Raw genomic sequence first — 23,125 nt, 5'->3', positions numbered from 1 at the left:
AAGATGTGTTCCTGTACTAATGGTATAAGGGAGAAGGTGCAAGTAATAATAGGCCTTCTAAAACGGCGATCAAGACACTAATAAAGGTGAGTATTTTCCAAACTAAAATCGGGTTGCGTCTTAATAGCGGAGTATTTCTTGGATTATTGATCAGCCGCTCATTGGGGATGGTGATGTCTGTGATGAAATCGCCAAGCGCTTGGTGGCGCTGTTTGGGATTTGGGGCGGTAGCTTTTTGTAGGGCTAAATCCACCCAGAGTGGGATGTCTGATCGGTCATTTTGGATAGAACGGTATTGCCATTTAGCACGGCGTGCACTCTGAATGTTCTGTGATGTAGGTGTTTTATAGGGGAGTGCGCCGCACAACATCTCATAACCTATGACACCAATGGAGAATAGATCTGAGAGTATCGTGCTCTGTCCCGTATTGATGTATTCAGGCGCGGTGTAGTTTATAGAGCCGAGTGGTACATCGCTTGTTTGGAATGGCTGAGCTTCACGTAACCCTTGGGCATCCACTGTACCAAAGTCGATAATTTTTACTTCGTGGTGTTTGGTCAGCATGATGTTTTCGGGTTTAAGGTCACGATGAACCATATTGGCACGCTGTAATACCCGCAGGGCGCGAACCAGTTCATCCAATATTTTTCTGACACTATCAAGGGGTGGCATTGGGTGATCGTACATCCATTGGCGTAGCGTCATCCCATCAATAAACTCGCTAATTTGGTAGAGAAATTTTGTGTCTTTAGGGGATGGATACATTTTCATCAAGCGGGGGCTGTTTAGCTGGCTGGCAATCCAATATTCATTTGCAAAATACAACAGCGCCTGTTGATCGTCGAGATGGTTCATTGAAGGGGCTTTTAGGGTACGAAGGGCTCCATTAGCGGTGTCGGTGACCAAATAAACATGACTGCGTGAACTCTCATGGAGGGTCTTGATAACCTGAAAGCCATCCACAGTTTGGCCTGTTTTGAGTACGGGGAGCGGTTGTCTGTTCAGTAGCTGCTGCTGGTGTTCTAATAGACTTTTATTAGGCAAGTTGAGAATACGTAACACGACACAGCTAGCATTGTCTTGACTGCCATTTTTCAGTGCTGTTTGGCATAAAGTACGACTGATGGTTTCCAATGAGGTTTTTTCATTCAGGGCTTTTTTTATTTCGTTAGCACTGAGGAAACCATGACTACCATCTGTTGTTAGGAGTAGAAGATCTTCCTGTCTTAGATCCAGGGTTTGGTAATCGACTTCAATATGTTCATCCATGCCCAAAGCACGAGTTAAGTAATTGTGTTGAGAGCGGTTATGTCGTAGATGATCACGAGTCAGTTGGGTTAATGTTTGTTCGCGATAAAGGTAGATACGACTGTCGCCAATATGAAAGAGGTGGGCCGTGTTGGATTTAATAACGACGGCACTCAATGTTGTGATCATGCCGTTGTGTTGTAGTTGGTCTTTGCCCTGTGAGAAAAGCCAAGCATTCAGGCTTTTTAACAAACTGTGCACCGAACTTTGCACGCTCCAGCTGATTGGGGTGGCGTAATAATCCATAATAAATTGTGACGTGGCTGTGTGGCTGGCTTGTTGTCCTTGTTGGCTGCAACTGACGCCATCGGCAATACATGCCACGATGCCTTTATAGACTAACTCATCCCGGTTAGTTGGCTGTTTGATAATAAAGGCATCTTGGTTCTCACTACGAATCCCTTGTAAAGAGCACCCAGCAAAGTCAACACATTGTGGTTGTTTATCATTGCTCACGGTAAGGTATCCTAATACATCTAGTTCTTACTTTATTTGGATAACGAATAACATTCGATGGTAAGCGACTGTGGTTGTCTGTTCGTGATAGAGAACCATCAAGTAAAGCAAAAGGTGGTGATTGTGCATGTTATCACCACCTTAGCTATCGTTAAGAGACGTTAATCATTGTGACAGTCCCATCCGCATTAATTTCGGCGATTTCTCCCTGCGGTTCTTCCATAAAAAACAATGTTAGAAACCCGATGACGGCGGTTGCGGCAATAACGTAGAAGAAGGTTTGATAACTGACAAAGGAGAGTATTGTTAAATATACGACGGATCCGACGTTACCATACGCCCCTGTCATCCCCGCTATTTGCCCTGTCATACGACGTTTGATCAGTGGTACGGTAGCAAAGACAGCCCCTTCACCAGCTTGCACGAAGAAAGAGCAAGCCATAACCGCCGCAACGGCGAGGCCGATAGGCCATGAACTGTTGACTTGAGCCATTAATAAGTACCCTAATGCTAGGCCAGCGGTTAGAACAATTAGGGTCGTTTTTCGGCCAAATTTGTCAGAAAGTATGCCGCCGCCAGGACGAGACATTAAATTCATAAAGGCATAGGAAGAGGCTACCATCCCAGCCATAACTGGGGTTAAGGTAAAGGTATCGGAGAAGAACAATGGCAACATGGAGACCACAGCGAGTTCAGAGCCAAATGTGGCAAAATACAAGCCATTTAGCACCGCCACTTGCTTAAATTTATATTGATGGATTGGCTCAACAGGTGTGGTGAAAATGTTTTTATTCACCTGCCAAACCTGCTTCACTTCCAGTAGATAGATGGCAATAAGTACAGCATCAATGGCATAAACAACATCTTGTCCAATCATGTTGATACCGCTTGGTGATAGCTTCCACGCTAATAAGGCCAGTACCGCGTACATGGGGATTTTCATAATCAACAGAAAGAAGAAGTCGCCTTTGGAAGTGACTTCCATGGCCGATAAATGTTTAGGTCGAAAATAGGTTGAGCCTTTGGGTGTGTCTGTCACGTTCAGATAAAACACAACAGAGAATAGTAAACTCATCACACCTGTTAGTGCCGTTGCATAACGCCAACCATTATCACCGCCAAAGACAATCGCCAGTGTGGGTAAAGAGAACGCCGCAGCGGCGGAACCAAAGTTTCCCCAGCCGCCATAAATACCCTCTGCTGTGCCCAGTTGGTTATGGGGAAACCACTCAGAGACAAGTCGAATGCCAATCACAAAACCCGCGCCAATAAAGCCTAATAAAAAGCGTGCAATGGCGGCTTGTAAAAAAGTATCGGCAAACGCAAACATAAAACAAGGTATTGAGCAGACTGCTAAGAGTGCTGAATAGACTATACGAGGCCCAAACCGATCCGTTAGCATGCCAATGAAAACACGGGCTGGGATGGTGAGCGCAACGTTAAGAATGAGCAGTGTTTTTATTTCTTGATTGGACAGTCCAAGGGTGCTTTTGACCATCTCTAACATGGGGGCAAAGTTGAACCACACCACAAAGGTGATGAAGAAAGCCATCCAACTTAAATGGAGAATTTTCATTTTTCCGGTAAAACTGAACAGTGAGAATTTAGAGTGTTCCATGCTGTGTTCCTATCTTTTATCAAAGATCATGAGTGATGATATGTTCTGATGGATTGTTTGGTTTCATTATTGATGTATTTGAACCAGGCCGCTGTTTTGTCGGACCTTGTACACGTCAATGTGCACACTAGGATCTTCAAGGCAGGTACCTGTTTGCAGATCAAAATGCTGTTTATACAGAGGTGAGGCGACACATAGTTGGTCACCAATCGAGCCAATAATGCCTCGGGATAACACGTTCGCTTTGCCTATGGGGTCATAGTTAGATATGGCATATAAGGCATCCGTTCTTTTGTGGAAAAAAATAGCGACTTGTTTCTCTCCCACTTTCGCGCAAACGCCAGTATTGGGCGCAATGTCTGTGATGTTGCAAATGGTTAGCCAGTTATTCATGACCATTCCTCATTTAATATAGGGTTAAGTAGCAAAATGATTAGGCCGTAACAGGCTTATCTATCTCTAACGTATTGCCTTTTGGAGCGGGGGACTTTTGATGTCTAATCTCAATAAATTGCACGCCATCATCACGCTCTGAGCTATTAATAAAGTGTTGAAAACGTTGGCGTTTTTCTGGCGACTCCAGTGTGGTTTTCCATTCACATTGATATTTAGAAATACTGTCGGCCATTGCTTGTTCTAGCTCCGCTCCTAGTCCTAACTTATCGTCAATAATGACGTCTTTTAGGTAGTCGATACCGCCATCAAGGTTTTCTAGCCAGACAGAGGTGCGTTGTAATCGGTCAGCCGTGCGAATGTAGAACATCAATAGTCGGTCGATATAACGAATTAAGGTTGTCGTATCGAGGTCTGTTGCAAAAAGATCCGCATGACGAGGGCGCATGCCTCCGTTTCCGCAGATGAATAAATTCCATCCTTTGTCCGTGGCGATCACACCAATGTCTTTTGATTGGGCTTCAGCGCATTCGCGGGTACAACCGGAGACCGCAAACTTCAATTTATGTGGTGATCTCAATCCTTTGTAGCGATTTTCTAAATCGATTGCGCACCCCATGCTGTCTTGAACGCCATAGCGACACCAGGCGCTGCCAACGCAGGATTTGACGGTACGCAGTGATTTGCCATAGGCGTGGCCTGTTTCAAACCCAGCATCTACCAGACGTTGCCAGATGGCAGGTAAATCGTTTAATTGGGCGCCAAATAAGTCGATACGCTGCCCCCCGGTGATTTTGCTGTATAAGTTAAAATCGCGGGCGACTTCACCGAGGACAATTAAACGTTCAGGGGTGATTTCTCCTGCTGGAATGCGGGGTACTACGGAGTAGGTTCCATCTTTTTGCATGTTCCCTAGATACAGGTCATTGGTGTCTTGAAGCTCCAAGTGTTCTTGCTGCAAAATATAGTCATTCCAAAACGACGCTAAGATGGAGCCGACGGTTGGTTTGCACACTTCGCAACCATGACCCTTACCATAGCGAGTCAGTAATGCCTCAAATGTTTTGATTTGTTGTACACGAATAAGATCACTGAGTTCTTGGCGGGAGTAAGCAAAATGTTCGCATAGGTGATTGTTGACTTCGACGCCCAGTTTCGCTAACTCGCTATCGAGCACTTGTTTGGCTAAAGCACTGCAGCCACCACATCCCGTTGAAGCATTGGTGCTTGCTTTTAGATCCGACATATTGACACAGCCGCTGATCACAGCCTGTTTAATCGCTGCTTTAGATACATCAAAACACGAACAAATCATGGCTTTATCTGGTAACGCTTCCACACCGATGGCCGCAGAATCATCATTGACCAGGTTTGGTAGAATCAGTACCGAGGGATTGTCTGGCAGCGGCATATCGTTTTGGCGAATTTGCAATAAATTGGAATAGGCTTGGGCATCTCCGACTAATACGGCTCCAACGATTTTCTTTTTGTCAGAGGAAACAATTAAGCGCTTATAAACTTGTGTAATATCATCTTTGTATGTGTAGGAGAGGGCACCTTCGGTTTTACCGTGAACCTCCCCAATACTAGCCACATCGACCCCCAGTAATTTCAGTTTGGTGCTCATATCGGCACCGTTAAACGATGTGGCCTGTTCGGGAGAGAGAATGTGCTGGGCAGCGACTTTCGCCATTTGATAACCAGGTGCGACGAGCCCAAAAATTTGCTGTTGCCATAAGGCACACTCACCAATGGCGTAGATGTTTTCATGGCTAGTTTGGCAATATTGGTTTATTTCAATGCCACCACGCTCACCGACGGTGATTCCCGCCGCTCTCGCCAATTCATCTTGTGGGCGGATGCCAGCCGAAAAGACAATCATGTCGGTTTCAAGATGGCTGCCATCGTTAAAGTTCATGCGATAACGTAAGGTTTCCCCAGCCACGATTTCGGTGGTGGCTTTTTGGGTATGAACTGTCACTCCCATCGCTTCAATTTTACGACGGAGCAGATCGCCGCCTTCTTGGTCCAGCTGTACTGCCATGAGACGCGGCGCAAATTCCACCACATGGGTTTCAAGGCCAAGGTTTTGGATGGCGTTTGCAGCTTCTAAACCCAGTAGCCCACCACCAATCACCACGCCAACACCACTTTGTTGGCTGGAGCGTTCGATGGCGTCCAGATCTTCAAGGGTACGGTATACGTGGCAGTGCTCTTGGTCATTACCTGATATAGGAGGAACAAAAGGATAAGAACCTGTGGCAAGCACCAGTTTGTCATAGGACTCTACTCTGCCTGACTCGGTTGTGATGGTTTGAGCAAGCGGGTCGATTTGCGTCACTTTATCATTCAGACTGAAATGCACCTGATGCTGTTGGTAGTAGTCAGCATCGACTAACGCAAGATCTTGTGCACTGCTGCCCGTTAGATAAGAGGTAAGGTGAACTCGATCGTAAGCTAATCTTGGTTCACCGCTAAACGTCATGATATCGACTGGGTTATGGTCCGCTTGAATGAGATTATCAATCAACTTATTGCCTACCATACCGTTACCAACGACTAAAATTCTTTGCTTTTTCATAAGAAGTTCCTTTTCCAGATTAGGCCGTTAAAGGTAAGTATAATGCAGGGTAATCATGTTGCTTTTGATCAAGGCAGGCTTTTAGTGATGCCATTTGTTCGGCAATCGTAATGACTTTGCCGATCACAATAAGCGCAGGGGACTCTATGTGCTGGCGTTCTGCCAAGTCGGCTAATTCGTGTAACTCTCCGAGCAGATTACGTTGCGCTTTGGTACATCCTTTCTCGATGATGGCAACAGGCATTCGTTTATTCATACCATGTTGCAGCAGTTGGGTTTGAATCTGTCGTGCTTTGGACAACCCCATATATATAACCAAGGTTTGATTAAGCTGAACCAGAGCTTGCCAATCGATGCTTAACTCTTTATCGGCGTGAGCCGTAATGAAAGTGCAGCTTTGTGATAGGCCGCGATGGGTAAGGGGGATGTCGGCATAGGTGGTGCAACCAGACGCCGCCGTTATACCGGGAATCACGTCGACTTGGATGCCGTGTTCCGTAAGAAAGAGCATTTCTTCGCTGCCCCGACCAAAAATGAAAGCGTCACCTCCTTTAACGCGACACACCCTTTTTCCTTGAGTGGCGTACTTTAACATCAGGGTATTGATGTCATCCTGACTCATGCTGTGACAGCCTTTGGACTTGCCTACAAAAATCGGCAAAGCCGTCGCTGGAAAGGTGGTTTGAATGGCGTCGCTTACCAAATTATCAAAAATTAAAATGTCGGCTTTTTGTATTGCTTTGACGGCTTTCACTGTCAGTAATTCTGGATCGCCAGGTCCGGCACCGACGAGAGAAACGGTGCCGTTCATCGAATATGTGCTTATCATTCTTATGCCTCTATGGTTGGTCTTTGCTAAGCTTGATAGGGCAATATGGATGCCATGTTTTAATTTCTAGATGGGATGTTTGATTTTTTCCTTTTATATCAATGCATTAAAATATTGTTTTTTCATGTTCGTTGTATTTTTTGGGGATTTTTTGAAAAAATTTTCAGCGTGGCAAATGTGTAAATCATGTGCGTGTCAGCCTTTTTCTAGGGCAAATTACCCACAAGTGAGTAGTTGATAAAATGCTGAAAAAAGAGCTATTTCAATGACGATATTTTCTCAAACCGTAGAGAAAATGGCGGGATGTTGCGGATTTAAAACGTTGGTCTATAAATTGCTAAATCGATCAGGATGAAACGATAAGAGAACGATTATGATTAACGATGAAGGCTGGATTAAATCGACATGTGCTTACTGTGGGGTTGGCTGTGGTATAGAGGCTCGCCCTATGATAACTGGAAAACTCGATATCCGGGGAGATAAAGATCATCCATCCAATCACGGTAAGTTATGCACGAAAGGCATTGCGTTGGGGGATACCGTTATTGAGGATGGCCGTTTGTTAATGCCAAAAATGAAGACCGATAAGCAATGGCAGGAAACGGATTGGGAGACAGCGTTGGATCATGTGGCTCAGCAGTTTTCCAAGACAGTAGCGGAGTTTGGTCCAGATTCTGTGGCCTTTTATGTCTCGGGCCAGCTGTTGACCGAGGATTATTACGTCGCCAATAAATTGCTTAAGGGCTTTATTGGTACCAGCAATATCGATAGTAATTCTAGGCTCTGCATGGCCTCATCTGTGGTTGGTCATAAGCGTGCATTTGGCATGGACACTGTTCCTGTGTGCTATGACGACATTGAGCTTGCTGAGCTGGTTATTTTAGTTGGTTCTAATTTGGCATGGTGCCATCCTGTTTTATACCAGCGATTACGTGTCGCCAAACAAGCTAATCCGAATTTAGTCGTGGTGGTGATTGATCCTCGTCGTAATGAAAGCTGTGAAATAGCGGACTCACATTTGGCATTAAATCCAGGGGCGGACGTGGCCTTGTTTAATGGTTTATTACACTATCTTGCTAAAACGCAACAGCTTGATGCGTCCTTTATCGCCGACCATACAAACCATTTTTCCGAGGCGCTGGAGGCCGCGCTCAAAGAAGGCGATGTCCCTTATATTACTGGCTTGGATGAGCAGACATTGACAGGCTTTTATGAGAGGTTTGCTAAGACGAATAAGGTATTAACGATTTATTCCCAAGGGGTGAATCAGTCCACTCAAGGCTCTGATAAAGTGAACAGCATTATTAACTGTCATCTCGCTATGGGCAAAATAGGTTTGCCTGGTTGTGGGCCGTTTTCCGTGACAGGTCAACCGAATGCAATGGGAGGGCGAGAAGTAGGGGCGTTGGCGAATACGTTAGCCGCGCACATGGAGTTTGATAACCCTAAAGATAGGGAGGCCGTGGCAACATTTTGGCAGACTCAGCGTCTTGCTTCCAAGTCGGGTCTAAAGGCGGTTGATATGTTCGATGCGCTCGCCTCCGGCAAAATTAAAGCGATTTGGATTATGGCAACAAATCCTGTCGTCAGCTTGCCTAATAGTGCGAAAATCAAACAAGCATTATTGGATTGTCCTTTGGTTGTGGTGTCTGATTGCATAGCAGATACCGCGACCACACGTTGTGCCGATATAGTATTGCCTGCGCAAGGGTGGAGTGAGAAATCGGGCACTGTTACCAACTCAGAACGGCGCATATCAAGGCAGCGTCGTCTTATGGCCAGTCCGGGACTCGCCAAACCGGATTGGTGGATTTTATCCCAAGTTGCCCAGCGTATGGGATTTAAAGAGGCTTTTGACTATCGCCATGAAGGCGATATTTTTCGTGAATATGCTCAGCTTACCGGGCTAAACAATGATTCCGGTCAGCGTGATTTAAATCTAACCGGATTGGCGAATGTGTCTGATGAAGAGTATCAATCTTTTCAACCACGGCAATGGCCTGTTACAGAAGACCAAGATGTTCCTCAAAACCAGAGATTTTTTGAGGATAAACGTTTTTTTACGGCGAACCATCGGGCTAACTTTCTTGCCGTGCAGCACAGTGCGCCTAAAAATCCACTATCGAAAGCCTTTCCTTTGGTGCTTAATAGTGGCCGCACGAGAGATCAATGGCATACCATGACGCGCACGGGGTTGTCTGCTCGACTGGCTGAGCACACACCCGAGCCTTATGTTTTGATTAATGCCAAGACTGCCGCCGCCTTTTCCCTTCATCCTGATGCGTTGGCCTGTATCAGTAATCAACATGGGAGCTGTTTTGCCCGTGTGGTGCTCAGTGAGTCAATGGGTGACAATGAGATCTTTATGCCAATCCATTGGAATGATGTCACCGCAGCAAACAGCAAACCTTGTGTGTTGATCGCAAGCGATACAGACTCTGTTTCAGGGCAGCCGGAGTTTAAATACACCCCTGTGACTATTGCTCCTTTTATGGCTCAGACCAGTGCTCTTTTGATGGTTCGTCAGGCGGTTGCACTTTCTTTGACTGGGTATTGGTCCAGACAAAAAATCACCTCTGGCTATCTCTATCACGTTGAGAGTGAGTCTTCTTTAGAGGAGGTTATCAAAGCGTTGAGTTTTTGTGATGGACAAACTATCCGTTTGAGCCATGAGGGAGGAGACATTCAGATGGGGTTTGACCAAAATGGCGTAATGAATCAGTTACTCGTGACTAAGACGGGAGCACTTTCTAGGAATAGGATTGATGAACTGCGCGCGCTCTTCGATACACAACCTGAAGCCAGCGAGTTAAACGAATCGTTGGGCATGATTCAAGCGGTATTCGCCTAATAATTAGCCAAATCATCCTTTGAAATAAGGAGCATTTGGTATGATAATCACCCAGTTACTGATTCAACTATTCGTCATGATCTAATGTTTCAGAAACACTTGGAAGCGCCTTTGGTCATTCATTCTCTATCGTGCTAATTCGTGCTTTGTGTATTTAATGAATACAGGGAATATTCAAAATGGCCGTTTTTTCATTTGCCTTTCTCTTTTTGGGTGAGTTGTTGGTGATTTATTCAGAACTCGCTGTTTCACATAAGTTTCAGACGGAAAATAGTCAACACAGATTACTTTTTATGCTTGCCATGATATTGCTAATGGCTGCTGCTGGGAGCTTGTTACTGTTGGGTTTTATGGTTGGCATTGAAGAATACAAATCCATTTGGGTGGTTAATGTTATATCCACATCCCTGGTTATCATTATTGAGCCCATTATTGCCTACGGTATTTATCGCTACGCACCAGATTCCGCCACCAAAAAATCCTTGGTGTTTGCTGTGCTCGGACTGTTAAGTGCCATGCTGCTTTAATATAAGGATATTTCCGATGTTTGGAAAAATAGTTGCTTCTTTGATTTTGATCGTGGGCGAAAGCGCTTTTGTGTTTGCCGAAATGAATGCCGCACACCAGCTTGCCATCCATCAAGATACTTTTTTCGATATCTTTTTTGATAACTTACCCATCATTCTGGTGGGAGGTATTCTAGTGCTATTGGGGTATTCCTATGGCATCAAAGCGTTTGAGTCTATCTGGCTCGTTGTGGTTGTCTCCATCTTTGGCATGCTGCTCGTTGAGCCAATTATTGCCTATTCTTTATTCAGAACACTGCCTGAGCTTGGTGCCATTATTGGGATGATTTTTTCTTTTATTGGCTGTATTTATACTTTTAAAAGTGAACACTGAAAGATTACACCAGTACTTGTCGTGTATTCGCTATATAGTGATGGATCTGAGCTTCAATGTCCGGATCAATCATGTTGTCAGGACGGCAGTGATTTGGGCAAGCCAGGTGTGGTGTTGTGCCGAAGAGTCGGCAAATCAGAGGACGTTCATCGTAAACTTCACAGCCATTGGGGCCCAAGTGTACGCAATTAAAATCGGCTAAGGCGGCGTCGTGTTCGGCCTCTGTTTTGACGGGAAGGCGCGACATTTCTTCCGAGGACGCGGTGACGGGGCCGCAGCAATCATGGCAGCCCGGTTTGCATGCAAACGAAGGGATGTTCTCGCGTAGTTTGGCAATAATATTGCGATTATCTATCATGGTGTGGTCATCCGTTTTACTGTTCTTTAGTGGTCTGCTTCTGGGCCTAACCCCGTGCTTTGTGATTGTTTTATAAAGTGCTTTATCCATTTGACTAATCGTGTAACTTATCACTATAAAGGATATGATAGAAGTTGCCGATGTGCGCGATATGGATGGTTTAGCTGAATACTATTTGAGTTGAGGTTTATGCATATATTTGAGGTGTTGTTTAGTTGGGTTGACTTCCATTTAGTCACAATCATTGTTGTTTTGCATGTCAGTTTATCGATTATAACATCACTGCATGTCCTCTTGTTTAAGGAGAACGAACGTACATCACTGGCTTGGATTGGCCTTGTTATATTATCCCCCGTTGTGGGCAGCTTGTTCTATTGGCTGTTTGGGATCAATCGTATCAAGCGTTTGGCGCGAAAGGAGCACCCGCAAACCCTTAAACAAGATTTTCGTCCAGAAGAAAAGACGGTGGATTTCCACCAACTCCCGAAAAATTGGCATTCCGCCATTACGGCAGGATACGCTATTCACTCTGTTAATTATGTCGCAGGTAACAGGGTGGTGCCACTCATCAATGGGGATATGGCTTATCCGGCGATGATTGAGTCCATTGATCGTGCACAGCGTCATATTGTTTTATCCAGTTATATCTTTGATTATGACTCTCTTGGTCATCAATTTGTCGATGCATTAGCCAAAGCCCATGAACGAGGTGTTATCGTCAATGTGTTGTTGGATGGGGTGGGTATTGGCTACAGTTGGCATAAGTCTGATAGAGCCCTAAAAAAGCGAGGGGTTAAAACCGCTCGTTTTTTACCCGCCATTTCACTCACCAGTACGCGATTTATTAACTTAAGGAATCACCGAAAAATATTGTGTGTCGATGGCGAAGAGGCTTACATTGGCGGCATGAATGTCAGTAAAGACAACTTGGTTTCGTCGTCTAAGCACCCCATTGATGACATCCATTTTAAAGTGACTGGCCCTGTTATCGATCAAATTAGTCAAGTTTTTATCGAAGATTGGTTCTTTGCAACTAGCGAATTAATTGAATTTCCTTTGTATCGTCCAGATACGCAAACGTCAATGGTAGATAAACCTGTTATTGCCCGAGTGGTTCAAGATGGGCCAGATGAATACCATGATAGAATACATTGGACGTTAATAAGCGCACTCGGTTGTGCGCAGAAAAGCGTTAAGGTTATGACGCCTTATTTTATCCCAGATCAAACCTTGATGACGTCTCTCCATGCGGCTGCATTGCGGGGTGTTTCGGTCGAAATTATTGTACCTGAACACAGTAATATTCCGTTTATTGATTGGGTGATGGAAGCGAATTTTTCTCGAATCATGGAGCATGGAATACAAATTTATAAAAATAAGCGGCCTTTTGATCATAGTAAAATTGTGATGATTGACGATATATGGTCGTTTATAGGTTCGACAAACTGGGATGCCAGAAGTTTAGAGTTTAACTTCGAAATTAATTTAGAGTGTTTTGATGCGGGGCTAAATAAGCAGTTAACGGAGTTCTTTCTGGAAAAGAAACAGAACGCGTCTCTGGTTACTGAGAGCGATGTTAGGGCTGTGCCGAATTATAAAAAAGTTCGCAATAATTTGGTTCGTTTGTTCTCGCCTTACCTGTGAGACATGGCTAGCACGATTCTTAATAAGGGCGAATATTCCATGATGAAAAGTCGTTATCGAAAAATAGAATCCCTAAAGATAATGGGAAGTGCATCGAAAGCGGTAATGGGGCCAAACATTGACGTGTTATTATGGAATATTTTTAAGTGCCGCAAAGAGGGGTGGCAGGAAGACTTTCTGTCACTCATTCATGATAAAGATTTGGTACTCTTACAAGAAGCGGTGTTTAATTCCCCATTCGATTTGCTATTCAGTCAGTCAACTCAGCATCAATGGATAATGGCGCGCAGTTTTAAGAATCTGCAAACCAGTGTTGAAACAGGTATTAAAACTGGGTCATCCGTCACCGCTAATAGATATTTTTGTTCCGCTTCTCCCTACAGTGAGCCGATAACCAGAACCAAAAAAATGTTATTGGCGACTGAGTATCCGATTATTAATGTCGATACATCTTGTACTGAGTCTCCGTTGCTGGTGGTGAATACCCACATTATCAACTTTGTTTCTTTGAAAAAATTTAGAACCCATTTGGATCAAGTTTTTCAAGTATTGAGAAATCATAGTGGTCCGATCATATTGGCTGGCGACTTTAATACTTGGAATAGAAAAAGATTGGCATATTTTAATGAGCTTGCGATGTCGCTTCTTTTAGAAGAAGTCAAGTTGGTTCGTCAGCCAAGGCTAAGCCATTTCTTTAAACATCTTGATCATGTTTATTGCCGCGGCTTAGACGTGGTGGATGTGCATGTGCATAGCGATATTCATTCATCGGATCATTTTCCCATCAGCCTGTCGCTAAAAATCGTATCGTCCAGATAAAACCAGACAATGGTCATTAACAAAGAGGCGGTGATACCGTAAATGGAAATCGCAATCTAATACGGCAGATCGCTAAGAAGAGTGTTGGTATGGCAATGAGCAATAAGCATTATCGGTTTTTTCAAGGTGTATTGCCGTTTAAGTGGACTCAGTTTCCGCAAGACGTTATGGCGGGATTAACGCTAGCCGCCCTTGCTATCCCTGAAGTGATGGGGTACACGCAAATTGCAGGCGTGCCTGTGGTGACAGGGCTCTACACTATGTTATTGCCGATGTTTTTGTTCGCTCTGTTTGGCTCTTCTCGTCAACTGGTGGTCGGGGCGGATTCCGCAACCGCAGCGATGTTGGCGACGGCGTTGGCGGGGTTAGCCGTGGTTGGGTCACCAGAATATTTGGCGTTGGCTGGAGTATTGGCCTTAATGGTTGGCGTTATGTTGCTGGTTGCTCGTGTGTTTAATTTGGGAATGTTGGCTAATTTTTTGTCGAGAACGGTACTCATTGGTTTCCTAACCGGGGTAGGAATCCAGGTCTCTTTAGGTCAAATTGCGGGAATGCTAGGCGTGCCATCAGGCGGGATGGGGAACTTGTTCCACACTCTAGTTCACTGGCAGGAACTGGAAATCGCTAACATTGATAACATGATTATTGCTATCGCGACCTTGGTGGTGATCATCAGCTTACGACAACTGTCTAGACGTATCCCAGGAGCTTTGATTGCCGTCATCACTGCTATATTGGTCAGTTGGTTGTTTAATTTACAGCAATACGGGATTCAATCTCTCGGTGCGGTTCCCAGTGGTTTGCCACGCTTGACATGGCCTGATGTCGGTCTTAGTTGGCAGACATTTGAGACACTCATTCCGCCTGCTTTTGCTATGTTCATTGTCATTATCGCACAAAGTGCGGCGACATCTAGAGCTTATGCCGCTCGGCATGGAGAAACGGTCAACGATAATGGGGATTTAATCGGATTGGGAGCCGCCAATATCGGCGCGGCTCTTTCAGGTTCGTTTGTGGTCAATGGTAGTCCTACCAAAACCCAAATGGTAGACAGTGCAGGAGGACGTAGCCAGCTGGCCCATTTAATTACGGCGGCAATCGTTACTCTTGTATTATTACTACTGACTGCTCCCTTAACCTATTTACCCCAAGCGACTTTGTCTGCAGTGGTGTTTCTAATCGGCGTTGAGCTGATCGATATAAAAGGCATGCGCAGTATATTATCTGAACGCCCTTGGGAGTTTTGGGTTGCCTTGATTACCACATTGGTTGTTGTTTTGTGGGGAGTAGAGCAGGGGATTTTACTTGCCATTGCCCTTTCTTTGTTGGTTCATACACGTCATGGTTATCAACCACACAATAGTATAATTGTCCCTTCTGATGGCGGCCGTTGGCGTGCGGTGACGTTGGATAAAAATGTACAATTAACGCCAGGATTGCTTGTCTATCGTTTTACCCACAGTATGTATTACGCTAATGCGTCATATATGCGTCACCAGATCATGTATTTGGTCAGTCATGCTCAGCCATCATTGCAGTGGTTTTGTATTGATGCTGGGGCGGTAGATGATGTCGATTTTACGTCAGCAAAAACACTGTCATCCTTGTATGAAGCGTTGCAAACGCAAGCGATACGCTTGGTGTTTGCTGAAGTCGCAGACAATGTACGTATGGAGTTGAATCGTTCCGGTCTTACTCAGTTGATTGGTGCTGAGGCCTACTACGAGACGGTGGCCGATGTTGTTGATGCATTTCAAAAACGCGTCAAGTAACCCCTCTCTTCTCACCTTCTCATTTTGATACGAACGAGTGACGAGAGACAACTTTGTAAAAAATAAGCTTTTCTTTGCTTATTTTGATCAGAAGGGCATTATTCTGAGAATAACAGGGAGTTTTGCCTAAAAAAGCCATCTTGTCACTTTCTATTTTTCATTTTTTTTTCTTTTTTCTATCTGGCTTTGATTTCGATCTGTCCTCAAACTACGCCGACAAGTATTGATTTTAAAAAAGAAGTATTAAAAAATATAATTTTTGATATGAATTTATTTAATATCTTTTCCTCTTAAGTTAAGTTTTTCGCTTGCTTTTATCGTATTGAAGGATGATGTCATGGGGTTGGCCGTTTTACTGATTTTCATATTGTGTGGAATATATGTTCAAAATCGTGGGGTTGTACAGCATCAGAGATTGAAACGGAAAATTACCGATCATTCAAATCTGTTGGCGCCTATTAATTGCTTGTTTTACTTGTTTTCACGAGTAAAAAAAACGCCTTATATAAGCGTCAATGAGTTCCCAGAACTTAAGGTAGTCGATGAAAACTGGCAGATGATCCGTGATGAAGCGTTGAAGCTCAATGAGGCGGCGCAAATTAAAGCCTCTGATGACTTGGATGATTTAGGCTTTAATTCCTTCTTTCGCACAGGGTGGAAGCGTTTTTATTTGAAGTGGTATGGTACTGATCTGAAGTCCGCGATGGAGCTTTGTCCTAAAACGGTTGAGCTTTTGTCGGGTATTCCAAGTGTGAAAGGGGGTATGTTTGCCATGTTGCCACCTGGGGCAAGATTGGGCGAGCATAGAGATCCGTATGCAGGGTCTTTTCGTTATCATCTTGGGTTGGTTACGCCCAATTCTGATGACTGTTATATTGTGGTGGACGGGGAAAAATACTCATGGCGCGATGGTGAATCCGTTATGTTTGACGAAACCTATATTCACCATGCCGAGAATAAAACTGAACATAATAGAATCGTGCTTTTTCTTGATGTCAAACGTCCGGTGACTTTCTTTTTAGTGGATTGGTTCAATCAGTTTTTGTCTTATACATTACTGGCAGCTTCCGCGACTAAAAACGTCAAGGGGGATAAAGTAGGTATTTTAAATAAAGCGTTCCACTATTTATACAAAGCACGTAATTGGGTGAGAAAGTTAAAAGGCGTCAACAAACCCCTATACTATTTTGTTCAATACGGTTTGTATATTGGCTTAATCTATCTGTTGTTTTTTTAATGGCTTGTCAGTGGAGGCCAAACCATCACCTAGGCCTCCTGTTTCTCTTGCTGTTCTCTTTGGGTTGTTAATAGCCTATCTAGGTGTTGCAGCCGATGAGTGACTTCTTTCTTATCTAAATAGATTAGCGGTCGCTGTTTTAGTCGGTGGGTGATCATGCAATAAAGCATACGCTACTGGCTTTTTTCGTTGGGCTCACCTGTTTTTAATAGTTTCAATAAATCCTCTCTCTCAAGGCTGCCTTTTAAAGCAAGATCCAACTGATACTGATACTGCTCGTTCCAATTTTTTAGTTCAGGGGTGTTGTCTTGGAGTTGCTTGGTTAAATCGCCCATAGAAGCTTTTAGCACTTTTAAGAAAGCTTGAATGTTATCTTCCTGATTGATCAGGATGTTTTTTAATGCCGTGGCACTGCTGTGCCTTAGATACAGTTTGAGAATGTCGTTCTCAGCCTTCATAGCTTTTAGTTTTTCATTTTGACTGTCGATGGTTTGCTGGAATGTCGCTAACTCTTTGGTGACGTCTTTATTTTCCGTTGTGCTGCTTTGCTTTGCTTCTTTAGGGGCCAGAAAGAAAGTGATGCCTGCTGAAGCGCCAACGCTCATTAGAAAGCAGAGTATGAAGCCAAAAATGAGTTTTCCACTCTTTTTTTTAGTGGGTTCTTCTGGGGCTGTTTTGTCTTTTTCTTTCTGTTTATTACTAGATGTTGCCATCTCAACTCCTACGACTTCTGTTTAGGTACAAAGTCATTTTGTCTGATGTTGATTTCTTATTATGCTGTTTTTATACCTCTATAACGGTATTTTGCACAAGTTCTTGAGTTATGGGCTTTATTCTTGCTCATTTCCATGAACTTTTGGTGATATAAATGCTGAAATGATGAGTATTCCCTGAGGGAAGGTTTTGTTTTTGTGGTGTGCAACGTAAAATACGTCCGTTTTGCTTATTAGAATGAGTCCAATTTTTGTAACTGAAAAATAACCTAGTAAAATAGTCAGGTAAATACTTGATCAAAACAGTAGGTTTTGTGTACTATTTAGTATGAATACACCGTCTTAATTGGATAGCTTATGCGCCTGACAACAAAAGGTCGTTATGCTGTAACCGCCATGCTCGATCTGGCGTTACATTCAGATCATGGTCCCGTGTCGTTATCAGATATTTCAAATCGGCAAGGCATTTCCCTGTCATACTTAGAGCAGCTTTTTGCCAAGCTTCGAAAGCAATCTTTGGTGTCCAGCGTTAGGGGACCTGGTGGCGGCTATCGCTTAAGCCGTTCCTTAGGGGAGATCTTTGTCGTACAAATTGTTGATGCGGTAAATGAGTCCGTTGACGCAACAGGTTGCAAGGGCAAAAGTGATTGTCAGGGTGGAAATACCTGTTTAACGCATCATCTTTGGTGTGATTTAAGCGATCAAATACACGATTTCTTAAGCCAAATTAGCTTAGAACAATTGGTTTTGCGCAATGATGTTCGAGCAGTTGCTCGACGCCAGAATGCCGAGAGCATTAAAAATTGTTCTGAGAATGACAAAATTAGTGCCGCTCTTGTTGGCTAGGGTAGCGTACACATTAGTGAATGATGTGGTAATCCATATCTATTCCGATAAATAGTGAGTGTTAATATGACTGAGCAGATAGATAAGGCGCTGGCGCGAGAATACGAAGCTGGGTTCGTGTCTAATGTAGAATCAGAAACCTTTATGCCGGGTTTGGATGAAGATGTGATCCGCCGTATTTCAGCAATGAAAAATGAGCCTGAATGGATGCTCGAGTGGCGTCTAAGCGCATTTCGTGAGTGGTTAGAAATGGACGAGCCCGATTGGGCATTGGTGGATTATCCCAAGATCGATTTTCAATCCATCTCTTACTATTCCGCTCCAAAGAGCATGAAAGACAAGCCTAAATCTCTTGATGAAGTGGACCCTGAATTACTGCGAACTTATGAAAAACTCGGTATCCCTCTGATTGAGCAGCAGATGTTAGCGGGCGTTGCGGTGGATGCAGTGTTTGACTCTGTGTCTGTGGTCACCACGTTTCGTGAAAAGCTAGAAGAAGCGGGCGTGATTTTTTGTTCCATTTCTGAAGCGCTGCACAAGTACCCTGATCTTGTTAGAAAATACATTGGTAGTGTGGTGCCGAAAAAAGACAACTACTACGCGGCCTTGAACTGTGCTGTTTTTACCGATGGCTCGTTTGTCTATATACCTAAGGGCACGCGTTGCCCAATGGAGTTGTCTACTTACTTTCGTATCAATGAGCAGAATACTGGGCAATTTGAGCGTACCTTGATTGTTGCCGATGAGGGCAGTCATGTAAGTTACCTTGAAGGCTGTACTGCGCCACAGCGTGATGAAAATCAATTGCATGCCGCAGTGGTTGAATTAGTGGCTCTGGATAATGCAGAGATTAAATATTCAACGGTTCAGAACTGGTATCCTGGGGATGAGAACGGCAAAGGTGGTATTTATAACTTTGTCACCAAGCGCGGTATTTGTCATACCAACGCGAAAATTTCTTGGACTCAGGTCGAGACTGGATCATCGGTTACTTGGAAGTACCCAAGCTGTATTCTCAAAGGGGATAACAGTGTAGGGGAGTTTTACTCGGTCGCTTTAACGCGGGGACGCCAACAAGCTGACACCGGTACTAAGATGATTCACCTTGGTAAAAATACTAAATCCACCATCATTTCCAAAGGCATCTCAGCGGGTAGAAGTAATAACAGCTACCGTGGCCTTGTGCGAATGAACCCTGGGGCTCAAGGGGCGCGTAATTATACACAATGTGACTCTTTATTGATTGGCGATCAGTGTGGTGCGCACACTTTCCCTTATGTCGAAAGCCGAAATCCATCCGCTATTGTTGAGCACGAAGCTACCACCTCTAAAGTGAGTGATGAGCAGTTATTCTTGTGCCGTCAGCGTGGTCTGGATCCTGAAAAAGCTGTTTCTATGATTGTGAACGGTTTCTGTAAGGAAGTATTTAAAGAATTACCCATGGAATTTGCCGTTGAAGCGGGCAAGTTACTAGAAATAAGCCTCGAAGGCTCTGTAGGTTAAGGAATTATTAGTGATGTCAAACACAAAAAGTTTGTTGACGATAAAAGATTTGCACGCCAGCGTAGAAGAAAAGCAGATTATTAAAGGCTTGAGCTTAGATATTAAGCCCGGTGAAGTGCATGCCATTATGGGGCCGAACGGTGCAGGAAAAAGTACCTTAGGTTATGTATTGTCTGGTCGTGATGGTTACCATGTTGAAAGCGGTAGTGTGACCCTTAATGGTGATGACTTATTGGCGATGGAAACCGAAGAGCGCGCTCGTGCTGGCTTATTCTTGGCCTTCCAATACCCAGTGGAAATCCCGGGTGTCAGCAACTTGGAATTCTTGAAAGCGGCGGTTGATGCACAGCGACAAGCTCGCGGAGAAGACTCGATCACTTCTGCGGATTTTTTGAAAGAAGCCAAAGCTGCTTGCAAACAGGTGAACTTGACTGTGTCATTCTTGAAACGTGGCGTGAATGAAGGGTTTTCTGGCGGCGAGAAAAAGCGTAACGAACTTATGCAAATGTTGCTGTTAAAGCCAAAGCTTTGCATCCTAGATGAAACTGATTCGGGTTTGGATATCGATGCTCTTCAAGTGGTAGCAGAAGGGGTAAATAGCCAACGTTCTGATGATCGTAGTTTTATTGTGGTAACCCACTATCAGCGTCTTTTGGATTATATCAAACCTGACTTCGTGCATGTTTTGTCAGGTGGCAAAATTGTCAAGAGTGGCGATGCTTCTTTAGCGCTTGAATTAGAGGCGCAAGGTTATGCTTGGCTGCAGAATGAGCCAGCTGAAGACGAACTAGAGGGGTAATGCATGAGTGAATGGTTAGAAAGTGCCATTGCTCGAGCGCAAGGTATTAATGACTGGCTTGCTCCAAAACGAGCTAATGCCCTAGATCTTCTTGCCAATAGTCAATGGCCAACACGTAAAACAGAGGCATGGCGCTATACACCACTTCGTCCAGTTGAGCGTACGCAAGCCAAAGTGTTGACTGATGAGGTCAACTTGGAGCCGATTGCCATTGCGGATTTGTCGGCCATTGAATTGGTATTTGTGAACGGGAAATTTGATCCGTCCCAATTGGCCGATACGTTACCTGATGGCGTGTCTATTGCCTTAGGGCGTGATTTGGACTCAACAAAACGAACGGATGCCCTGAATGCTTTTTCAACTATTAAGCCACAGCGACATCTTTTTGGTTTGGTTAACGATGCCTTAGCACAAGATGTGGTGATTGTGACGGTTGCAGAAGGCGTTGATATTGCCCAGCCTATCCGTATTAGCTCTTTATTAAGCCTAGGTGCAGAATCTCATACACGAGTTCAGGTGTCATTGGGCGCTGGTGCTCGATTAACGGTGATTGAAGATGTACAGGCTCAAGGTGACAGCTTAAACACGGCATTTGTTGAATACAATGTCGCCGCAAAGGCCCACTTAGAACATTATCGCTTTGCTTTGCAGACGGGCACTAATGTTGCCATCGGTGGGAGTCATTTTAACCTGCATGACCATGCCAAAATGCACAGCTCGATTGTAGCTTTTGGTAGTGATTTATCGCGTTTAGACACGGATATTATTCATGCGGGCGAGTATGCGGACGCTAAACTCAATGCCATGTATTTACTCGACAATAAAGAGCTTTTTGATCTACATGCCACTGTCGAACATGCTATGGCGAACGGAACGACACAAGAAAACGTCCGTGGCATTGTCGCAGATCGTGCTCGTGCGGTATTTAATGGTCGTATCCATATTCACCGAGATGCGCAGAAAACGTCGGCGGAGCTGAATAACCGTAACTTGTTGATGTCGGATAAAGCCGAAATTAATACCAAGCCTGAGTTAGAGATTTACGCAGACGACGTGAAGTGTGCCCACGGAGCCACGGTTGCTGAGATTGACAAGCAAGCACTTTATTACTTGGAAACTCGTGGTATAAGTCGCTCAAAAGCGCAAGTGATGCTCAACTTTGGTTTTATTAATGAGTTGATAGATTTAATGCCCAATGCGGCGTTAGCGGAATGGGTTCGCCCGATTATTCGTGAACGTTTTGCGCAAATGGACGTGGAATAAGCGAGAAAATGATGAGTTTTGATGTAGCAGCTATTCGTGAGCAGTTTCCCATATTAAAACGTGAAATTGATGGTAATCCACTCATTTATCTCGATAACGCGGCCACGACACAAAAGCCGCAGTGCGTGATCGATGCTTTGGTGGAGTATTACACGACCTGTAACTCCAATGTGCATCGTGGTGCCCATCGACTTGCGGATGAAGCAACGCGCCATTTTGAAGCGGCGCGAGACATCGTAAAAGACTTTATCAATGCGCCAAAACGCGAAGAAGTGGTTTGGACAACGGGCACTACTGAGGGTATTAACATCATTGCCAACGGTTTGGGGGCTTTGTTGTCGCCTGGTGATGAAGTGATTGCAACAGGAATGGATCACCATGCCAATCTAGTGACGTGGCAGCAGGCATGTAAAGCCTCCGGTGCGACGCTGAAAACGGTGCCAGTGCTTGAGTCAGGTGAATTAGATTTAGTCGCTTACCAGGCGCTGCTAAACGAACATACTAAGTTCGTCGCTTTTCCCCATGTGTCAAATGCATTAGGTACGGTAAACCCTATCAAAGAAATGACCGCTAAAGCCAAGCAGGTCGGTGCGTTGGTTTTGGTGGATGGGGCGCAAGGTGCCGCCCATCGTAAGGTCGATGTACAAGATATTGGTTGTGATTTTTATGTCTTTTCAGGGCATAAAATTTATGGGCCAATGGGCATTGGTGCTTTGTGGGGTAAAGAGTCTGTTCTCGCTGAGTGGCCTGTTTGGCGCACTGGTGGTGAGATGATTTCTACTGTGACGTTGCAAGACGCGACGTGGAATGTGTTGCCTTATCGTTTTGAAGCGGGCACGCCAAATGTGGGGGATGCTATTGCCATGGGCGAAGCCATTCGTTGGTTAAGTGCGCTGGATAGAGATGCAGTAGAGGCTCATGAAAAAGCCTTGTTAGACCACGCAACGGCACTTGCTGAACAGTTTGAAGGTCTGACCATTATAGGCAAAGCGAAAGACAAAGTTGGTGTGCTGAGCTTTGTGATGAATCACGGGCATCCTGCGGATATCGGCTTTTTGCTGGATCGACAAGGTATCGCCGTGCGAACGGGTGATCATTGTGCTCAGCCTTTAATGGCGCGTTTTAATGTGCCAGGTACGGCAAGAGTGTCGTTCTCGATTTATAATACATTAGAAGAAGTTGATGCCTTATTTGCTGCGCTTAAAAAAGTGCGCAGCATGTTGGCTTAGGAGGT

General features: G+C 44.5%; 19 protein-coding genes. 12 read left to right on the top strand and 7 right to left on the bottom strand.

The window, feature by feature from the left end; genetic code table 11:
* Positions 1 to 16: 16 nt before the first annotated feature.
* The 5 genes from AC0VYI_RS17295 to cobA form a co-directional block, all read right to left on the bottom strand.
* The gene (locus AC0VYI_RS17295; RefSeq protein WP_475444426.1) at positions 17 to 1,765 is read right to left on the bottom strand and encodes a bifunctional protein-serine/threonine kinase/phosphatase; all 1,749 of its coding nucleotides are present in this window, start codon (positions 1,763 to 1,765) and stop codon (positions 17 to 19) included.
* Positions 1,766 to 1,916: 151 nt separating this feature from the next.
* Positions 1,917 to 3,383, bottom strand: coding sequence for a NarK family nitrate/nitrite MFS transporter (locus tag AC0VYI_RS17290; RefSeq protein WP_475444424.1), 1,467 nt, complete (start codon positions 3,381 to 3,383; stop codon positions 1,917 to 1,919).
* A gap of 66 nt (positions 3,384 to 3,449) precedes the next feature.
* The gene (nirD, locus tag AC0VYI_RS17285) at positions 3,450 to 3,776 is read right to left on the bottom strand and encodes a nitrite reductase small subunit NirD (protein WP_199474953.1); all 327 of its coding nucleotides are present in this window, start codon (positions 3,774 to 3,776) and stop codon (positions 3,450 to 3,452) included.
* Positions 3,777 to 3,816: 40 nt separating this feature from the next.
* Entirely contained in the window at positions 3,817 to 6,357 is a 2,541-nt protein-coding gene (gene nirB, locus AC0VYI_RS17280) for a nitrite reductase large subunit NirB (protein ID WP_475444422.1), read from the bottom strand.
* A 19-nt stretch (positions 6,358 to 6,376) separates the two neighbouring features.
* Positions 6,377 to 7,186 carry a uroporphyrinogen-III C-methyltransferase gene (gene cobA, locus AC0VYI_RS17275; RefSeq protein WP_475444420.1) on the bottom strand — a complete coding sequence of 270 codons (810 nt, stop codon included), beginning with the start codon at positions 7,184 to 7,186 and terminating at the stop codon, positions 6,377 to 6,379.
* Between the two features lie 373 nt (positions 7,187 to 7,559).
* On the opposite strand from cobA, the gene AC0VYI_RS17270 reads away from it, so the two are divergent.
* The 3 genes from AC0VYI_RS17270 to AC0VYI_RS17260 all read left to right on the top strand — a co-directional run bounded on the left by AC0VYI_RS17270 (position 7,560) and on the right by AC0VYI_RS17260 (position 10,937).
* Positions 7,560 to 10,037 (top strand): molybdopterin oxidoreductase family protein, encoded by a 2,478-nt coding sequence (locus tag AC0VYI_RS17270; RefSeq protein ID WP_475444418.1) that lies wholly within the window; start codon positions 7,560 to 7,562, stop codon positions 10,035 to 10,037.
* Between the two features lie 179 nt (positions 10,038 to 10,216).
* Positions 10,217 to 10,564, top strand: a complete 348-nt coding sequence (locus tag AC0VYI_RS17265; RefSeq protein WP_199474960.1) for a hypothetical protein — start codon at positions 10,217 to 10,219, stop codon at positions 10,562 to 10,564.
* A 16-nt stretch (positions 10,565 to 10,580) separates the two neighbouring features.
* A complete protein-coding gene (locus tag AC0VYI_RS17260; RefSeq protein ID WP_199474968.1) occupies positions 10,581 to 10,937 on the top strand; it encodes a hypothetical protein in 357 nt (118 codons plus the stop codon).
* Positions 10,938 to 10,941: 4 nt separating this feature from the next.
* Here AC0VYI_RS17260 and AC0VYI_RS17255 read toward each other — a convergent pair whose 3' ends face one another.
* Positions 10,942 to 11,295: a YkgJ family cysteine cluster protein gene (locus tag AC0VYI_RS17255; protein ID WP_199474969.1), complete on the bottom strand. Its 354-nt coding sequence runs from the start codon at positions 11,293 to 11,295 to the stop codon at positions 10,942 to 10,944.
* A 189-nt stretch (positions 11,296 to 11,484) separates the two neighbouring features.
* On the opposite strand from AC0VYI_RS17255, the gene AC0VYI_RS17250 reads away from it, so the two are divergent.
* The 4 genes from AC0VYI_RS17250 (at position 11,485) to AC0VYI_RS17235 (ending at position 16,767) form a co-directional block, all read left to right on the top strand.
* The gene (locus tag AC0VYI_RS17250) at positions 11,485 to 12,939 is read left to right on the top strand and encodes a phospholipase D-like domain-containing protein (protein WP_199474971.1); all 1,455 of its coding nucleotides are present in this window, start codon (positions 11,485 to 11,487) and stop codon (positions 12,937 to 12,939) included.
* Between the two features lie 39 nt (positions 12,940 to 12,978).
* On the top strand, positions 12,979 to 13,758 hold the full coding sequence (locus tag AC0VYI_RS17245; RefSeq protein WP_199474973.1) for an endonuclease/exonuclease/phosphatase family protein: 780 nt from the start codon (positions 12,979 to 12,981) through the stop codon (positions 13,756 to 13,758).
* A gap of 89 nt (positions 13,759 to 13,847) precedes the next feature.
* Positions 13,848 to 15,530, top strand: a complete 1,683-nt coding sequence (locus AC0VYI_RS17240) for a SulP family inorganic anion transporter (protein WP_475444415.1) — start codon at positions 13,848 to 13,850, stop codon at positions 15,528 to 15,530.
* 337 nt (positions 15,531 to 15,867) lie between these two features.
* Positions 15,868 to 16,767: an aspartyl/asparaginyl beta-hydroxylase domain-containing protein gene (locus AC0VYI_RS17235; protein WP_199474983.1), complete on the top strand. Its 900-nt coding sequence runs from the start codon at positions 15,868 to 15,870 to the stop codon at positions 16,765 to 16,767.
* A gap of 173 nt (positions 16,768 to 16,940) precedes the next feature.
* Here AC0VYI_RS17235 and AC0VYI_RS17230 read toward each other — a convergent pair whose 3' ends face one another.
* A complete protein-coding gene (locus AC0VYI_RS17230) occupies positions 16,941 to 17,480 on the bottom strand; it encodes a hypothetical protein (protein ID WP_475444413.1) in 540 nt (179 codons plus the stop codon).
* A 357-nt stretch (positions 17,481 to 17,837) separates the two neighbouring features.
* Here AC0VYI_RS17230 and iscR point away from each other — a divergent pair, with 357 nt between their 5' ends.
* The 5 genes from iscR (at position 17,838) to AC0VYI_RS17205 (ending at position 23,120) form a co-directional block, all read left to right on the top strand.
* Positions 17,838 to 18,326, top strand: coding sequence for a Fe-S cluster assembly transcriptional regulator IscR (gene iscR / locus AC0VYI_RS17225; RefSeq protein ID WP_475444412.1), 489 nt, complete (start codon positions 17,838 to 17,840; stop codon positions 18,324 to 18,326).
* Between the two features lie 66 nt (positions 18,327 to 18,392).
* Complete coding sequence (gene sufB / locus AC0VYI_RS17220; protein WP_199474991.1) at positions 18,393 to 19,829, top strand: Fe-S cluster assembly protein SufB; 1,437 nt, start codon at positions 18,393 to 18,395, stop codon at positions 19,827 to 19,829.
* A 13-nt stretch (positions 19,830 to 19,842) separates the two neighbouring features.
* Positions 19,843 to 20,628 carry a Fe-S cluster assembly ATPase SufC gene (sufC, locus tag AC0VYI_RS17215; protein WP_475444410.1) on the top strand — a complete coding sequence of 262 codons (786 nt, stop codon included), beginning with the start codon at positions 19,843 to 19,845 and terminating at the stop codon, positions 20,626 to 20,628.
* Positions 20,629 to 20,631: 3 nt separating this feature from the next.
* Complete coding sequence (gene sufD / locus AC0VYI_RS17210; protein ID WP_475444408.1) at positions 20,632 to 21,891, top strand: Fe-S cluster assembly protein SufD; 1,260 nt, start codon at positions 20,632 to 20,634, stop codon at positions 21,889 to 21,891.
* 11 nt (positions 21,892 to 21,902) lie between these two features.
* On the top strand, positions 21,903 to 23,120 hold the full coding sequence (locus AC0VYI_RS17205) for an aminotransferase class V-fold PLP-dependent enzyme (protein WP_475449832.1): 1,218 nt from the start codon (positions 21,903 to 21,905) through the stop codon (positions 23,118 to 23,120).
* Positions 23,121 to 23,125 lie beyond the last annotated feature (5 nt).

This window comes from Marinomonas sp. 63XJN7_9_ISO-PGPR-S23-217, from assembly GCF_056173515.1.
This window is presented reverse-complemented; position numbering and strand designations above follow the sequence as displayed.

What these genes read in the sequence shown, in the direction of transcription:
- AC0VYI_RS17240 (WP_475444415.1), top strand. Translation starts at nt 13,848, where the DNA reads ATGGCAATGAGCAATAAGCATTATCGGTTTTTTCAAGGTGTATTGCCG.
- AC0VYI_RS17260 (WP_199474968.1), top strand. Translation starts at nt 10,581, where the DNA reads ATGTTTGGAAAAATAGTTGCTTCTTTGATTTTGATCGTGGGCGAAAGC.
- sufC (WP_475444410.1), top strand. Translation starts at nt 19,843, where the DNA reads ATGTCAAACACAAAAAGTTTGTTGACGATAAAAGATTTGCACGCCAGC.
- nirD (WP_199474953.1), bottom strand. Translation starts at nt 3,776, where the DNA reads ATGAATAACTGGCTAACCATTTGCAACATCACAGACATTGCGCCCAAT.
- AC0VYI_RS17265 (WP_199474960.1), top strand. Translation starts at nt 10,217, where the DNA reads ATGGCCGTTTTTTCATTTGCCTTTCTCTTTTTGGGTGAGTTGTTGGTG.
- AC0VYI_RS17250 (WP_199474971.1), top strand. Translation starts at nt 11,485, where the DNA reads ATGCATATATTTGAGGTGTTGTTTAGTTGGGTTGACTTCCATTTAGTC.
- sufD (WP_475444408.1), top strand. Translation starts at nt 20,632, where the DNA reads ATGAGTGAATGGTTAGAAAGTGCCATTGCTCGAGCGCAAGGTATTAAT.
- nirB (WP_475444422.1), bottom strand. Translation starts at nt 6,357, where the DNA reads ATGAAAAAGCAAAGAATTTTAGTCGTTGGTAACGGTATGGTAGGCAAT.
- AC0VYI_RS17245 (WP_199474973.1), top strand. Translation starts at nt 12,979, where the DNA reads ATGATGAAAAGTCGTTATCGAAAAATAGAATCCCTAAAGATAATGGGA.
- cobA (WP_475444420.1), bottom strand. Translation starts at nt 7,186, where the DNA reads ATGATAAGCACATATTCGATGAACGGCACCGTTTCTCTCGTCGGTGCC.
- iscR (WP_475444412.1), top strand. Translation starts at nt 17,838, where the DNA reads ATGCGCCTGACAACAAAAGGTCGTTATGCTGTAACCGCCATGCTCGAT.
- AC0VYI_RS17230 (WP_475444413.1), bottom strand. Translation starts at nt 17,480, where the DNA reads ATGGCAACATCTAGTAATAAACAGAAAGAAAAAGACAAAACAGCCCCA.
- AC0VYI_RS17255 (WP_199474969.1), bottom strand. Translation starts at nt 11,295, where the DNA reads ATGATAGATAATCGCAATATTATTGCCAAACTACGCGAGAACATCCCT.
- AC0VYI_RS17205 (WP_475449832.1), top strand. Translation starts at nt 21,903, where the DNA reads ATGAGTTTTGATGTAGCAGCTATTCGTGAGCAGTTTCCCATATTAAAA.
- sufB (WP_199474991.1), top strand. Translation starts at nt 18,393, where the DNA reads ATGACTGAGCAGATAGATAAGGCGCTGGCGCGAGAATACGAAGCTGGG.
- AC0VYI_RS17290 (WP_475444424.1), bottom strand. Translation starts at nt 3,383, where the DNA reads ATGGAACACTCTAAATTCTCACTGTTCAGTTTTACCGGAAAAATGAAA.
- AC0VYI_RS17235 (WP_199474983.1), top strand. Translation starts at nt 15,868, where the DNA reads ATGGGGTTGGCCGTTTTACTGATTTTCATATTGTGTGGAATATATGTT.
- AC0VYI_RS17270 (WP_475444418.1), top strand. Translation starts at nt 7,560, where the DNA reads ATGATTAACGATGAAGGCTGGATTAAATCGACATGTGCTTACTGTGGG.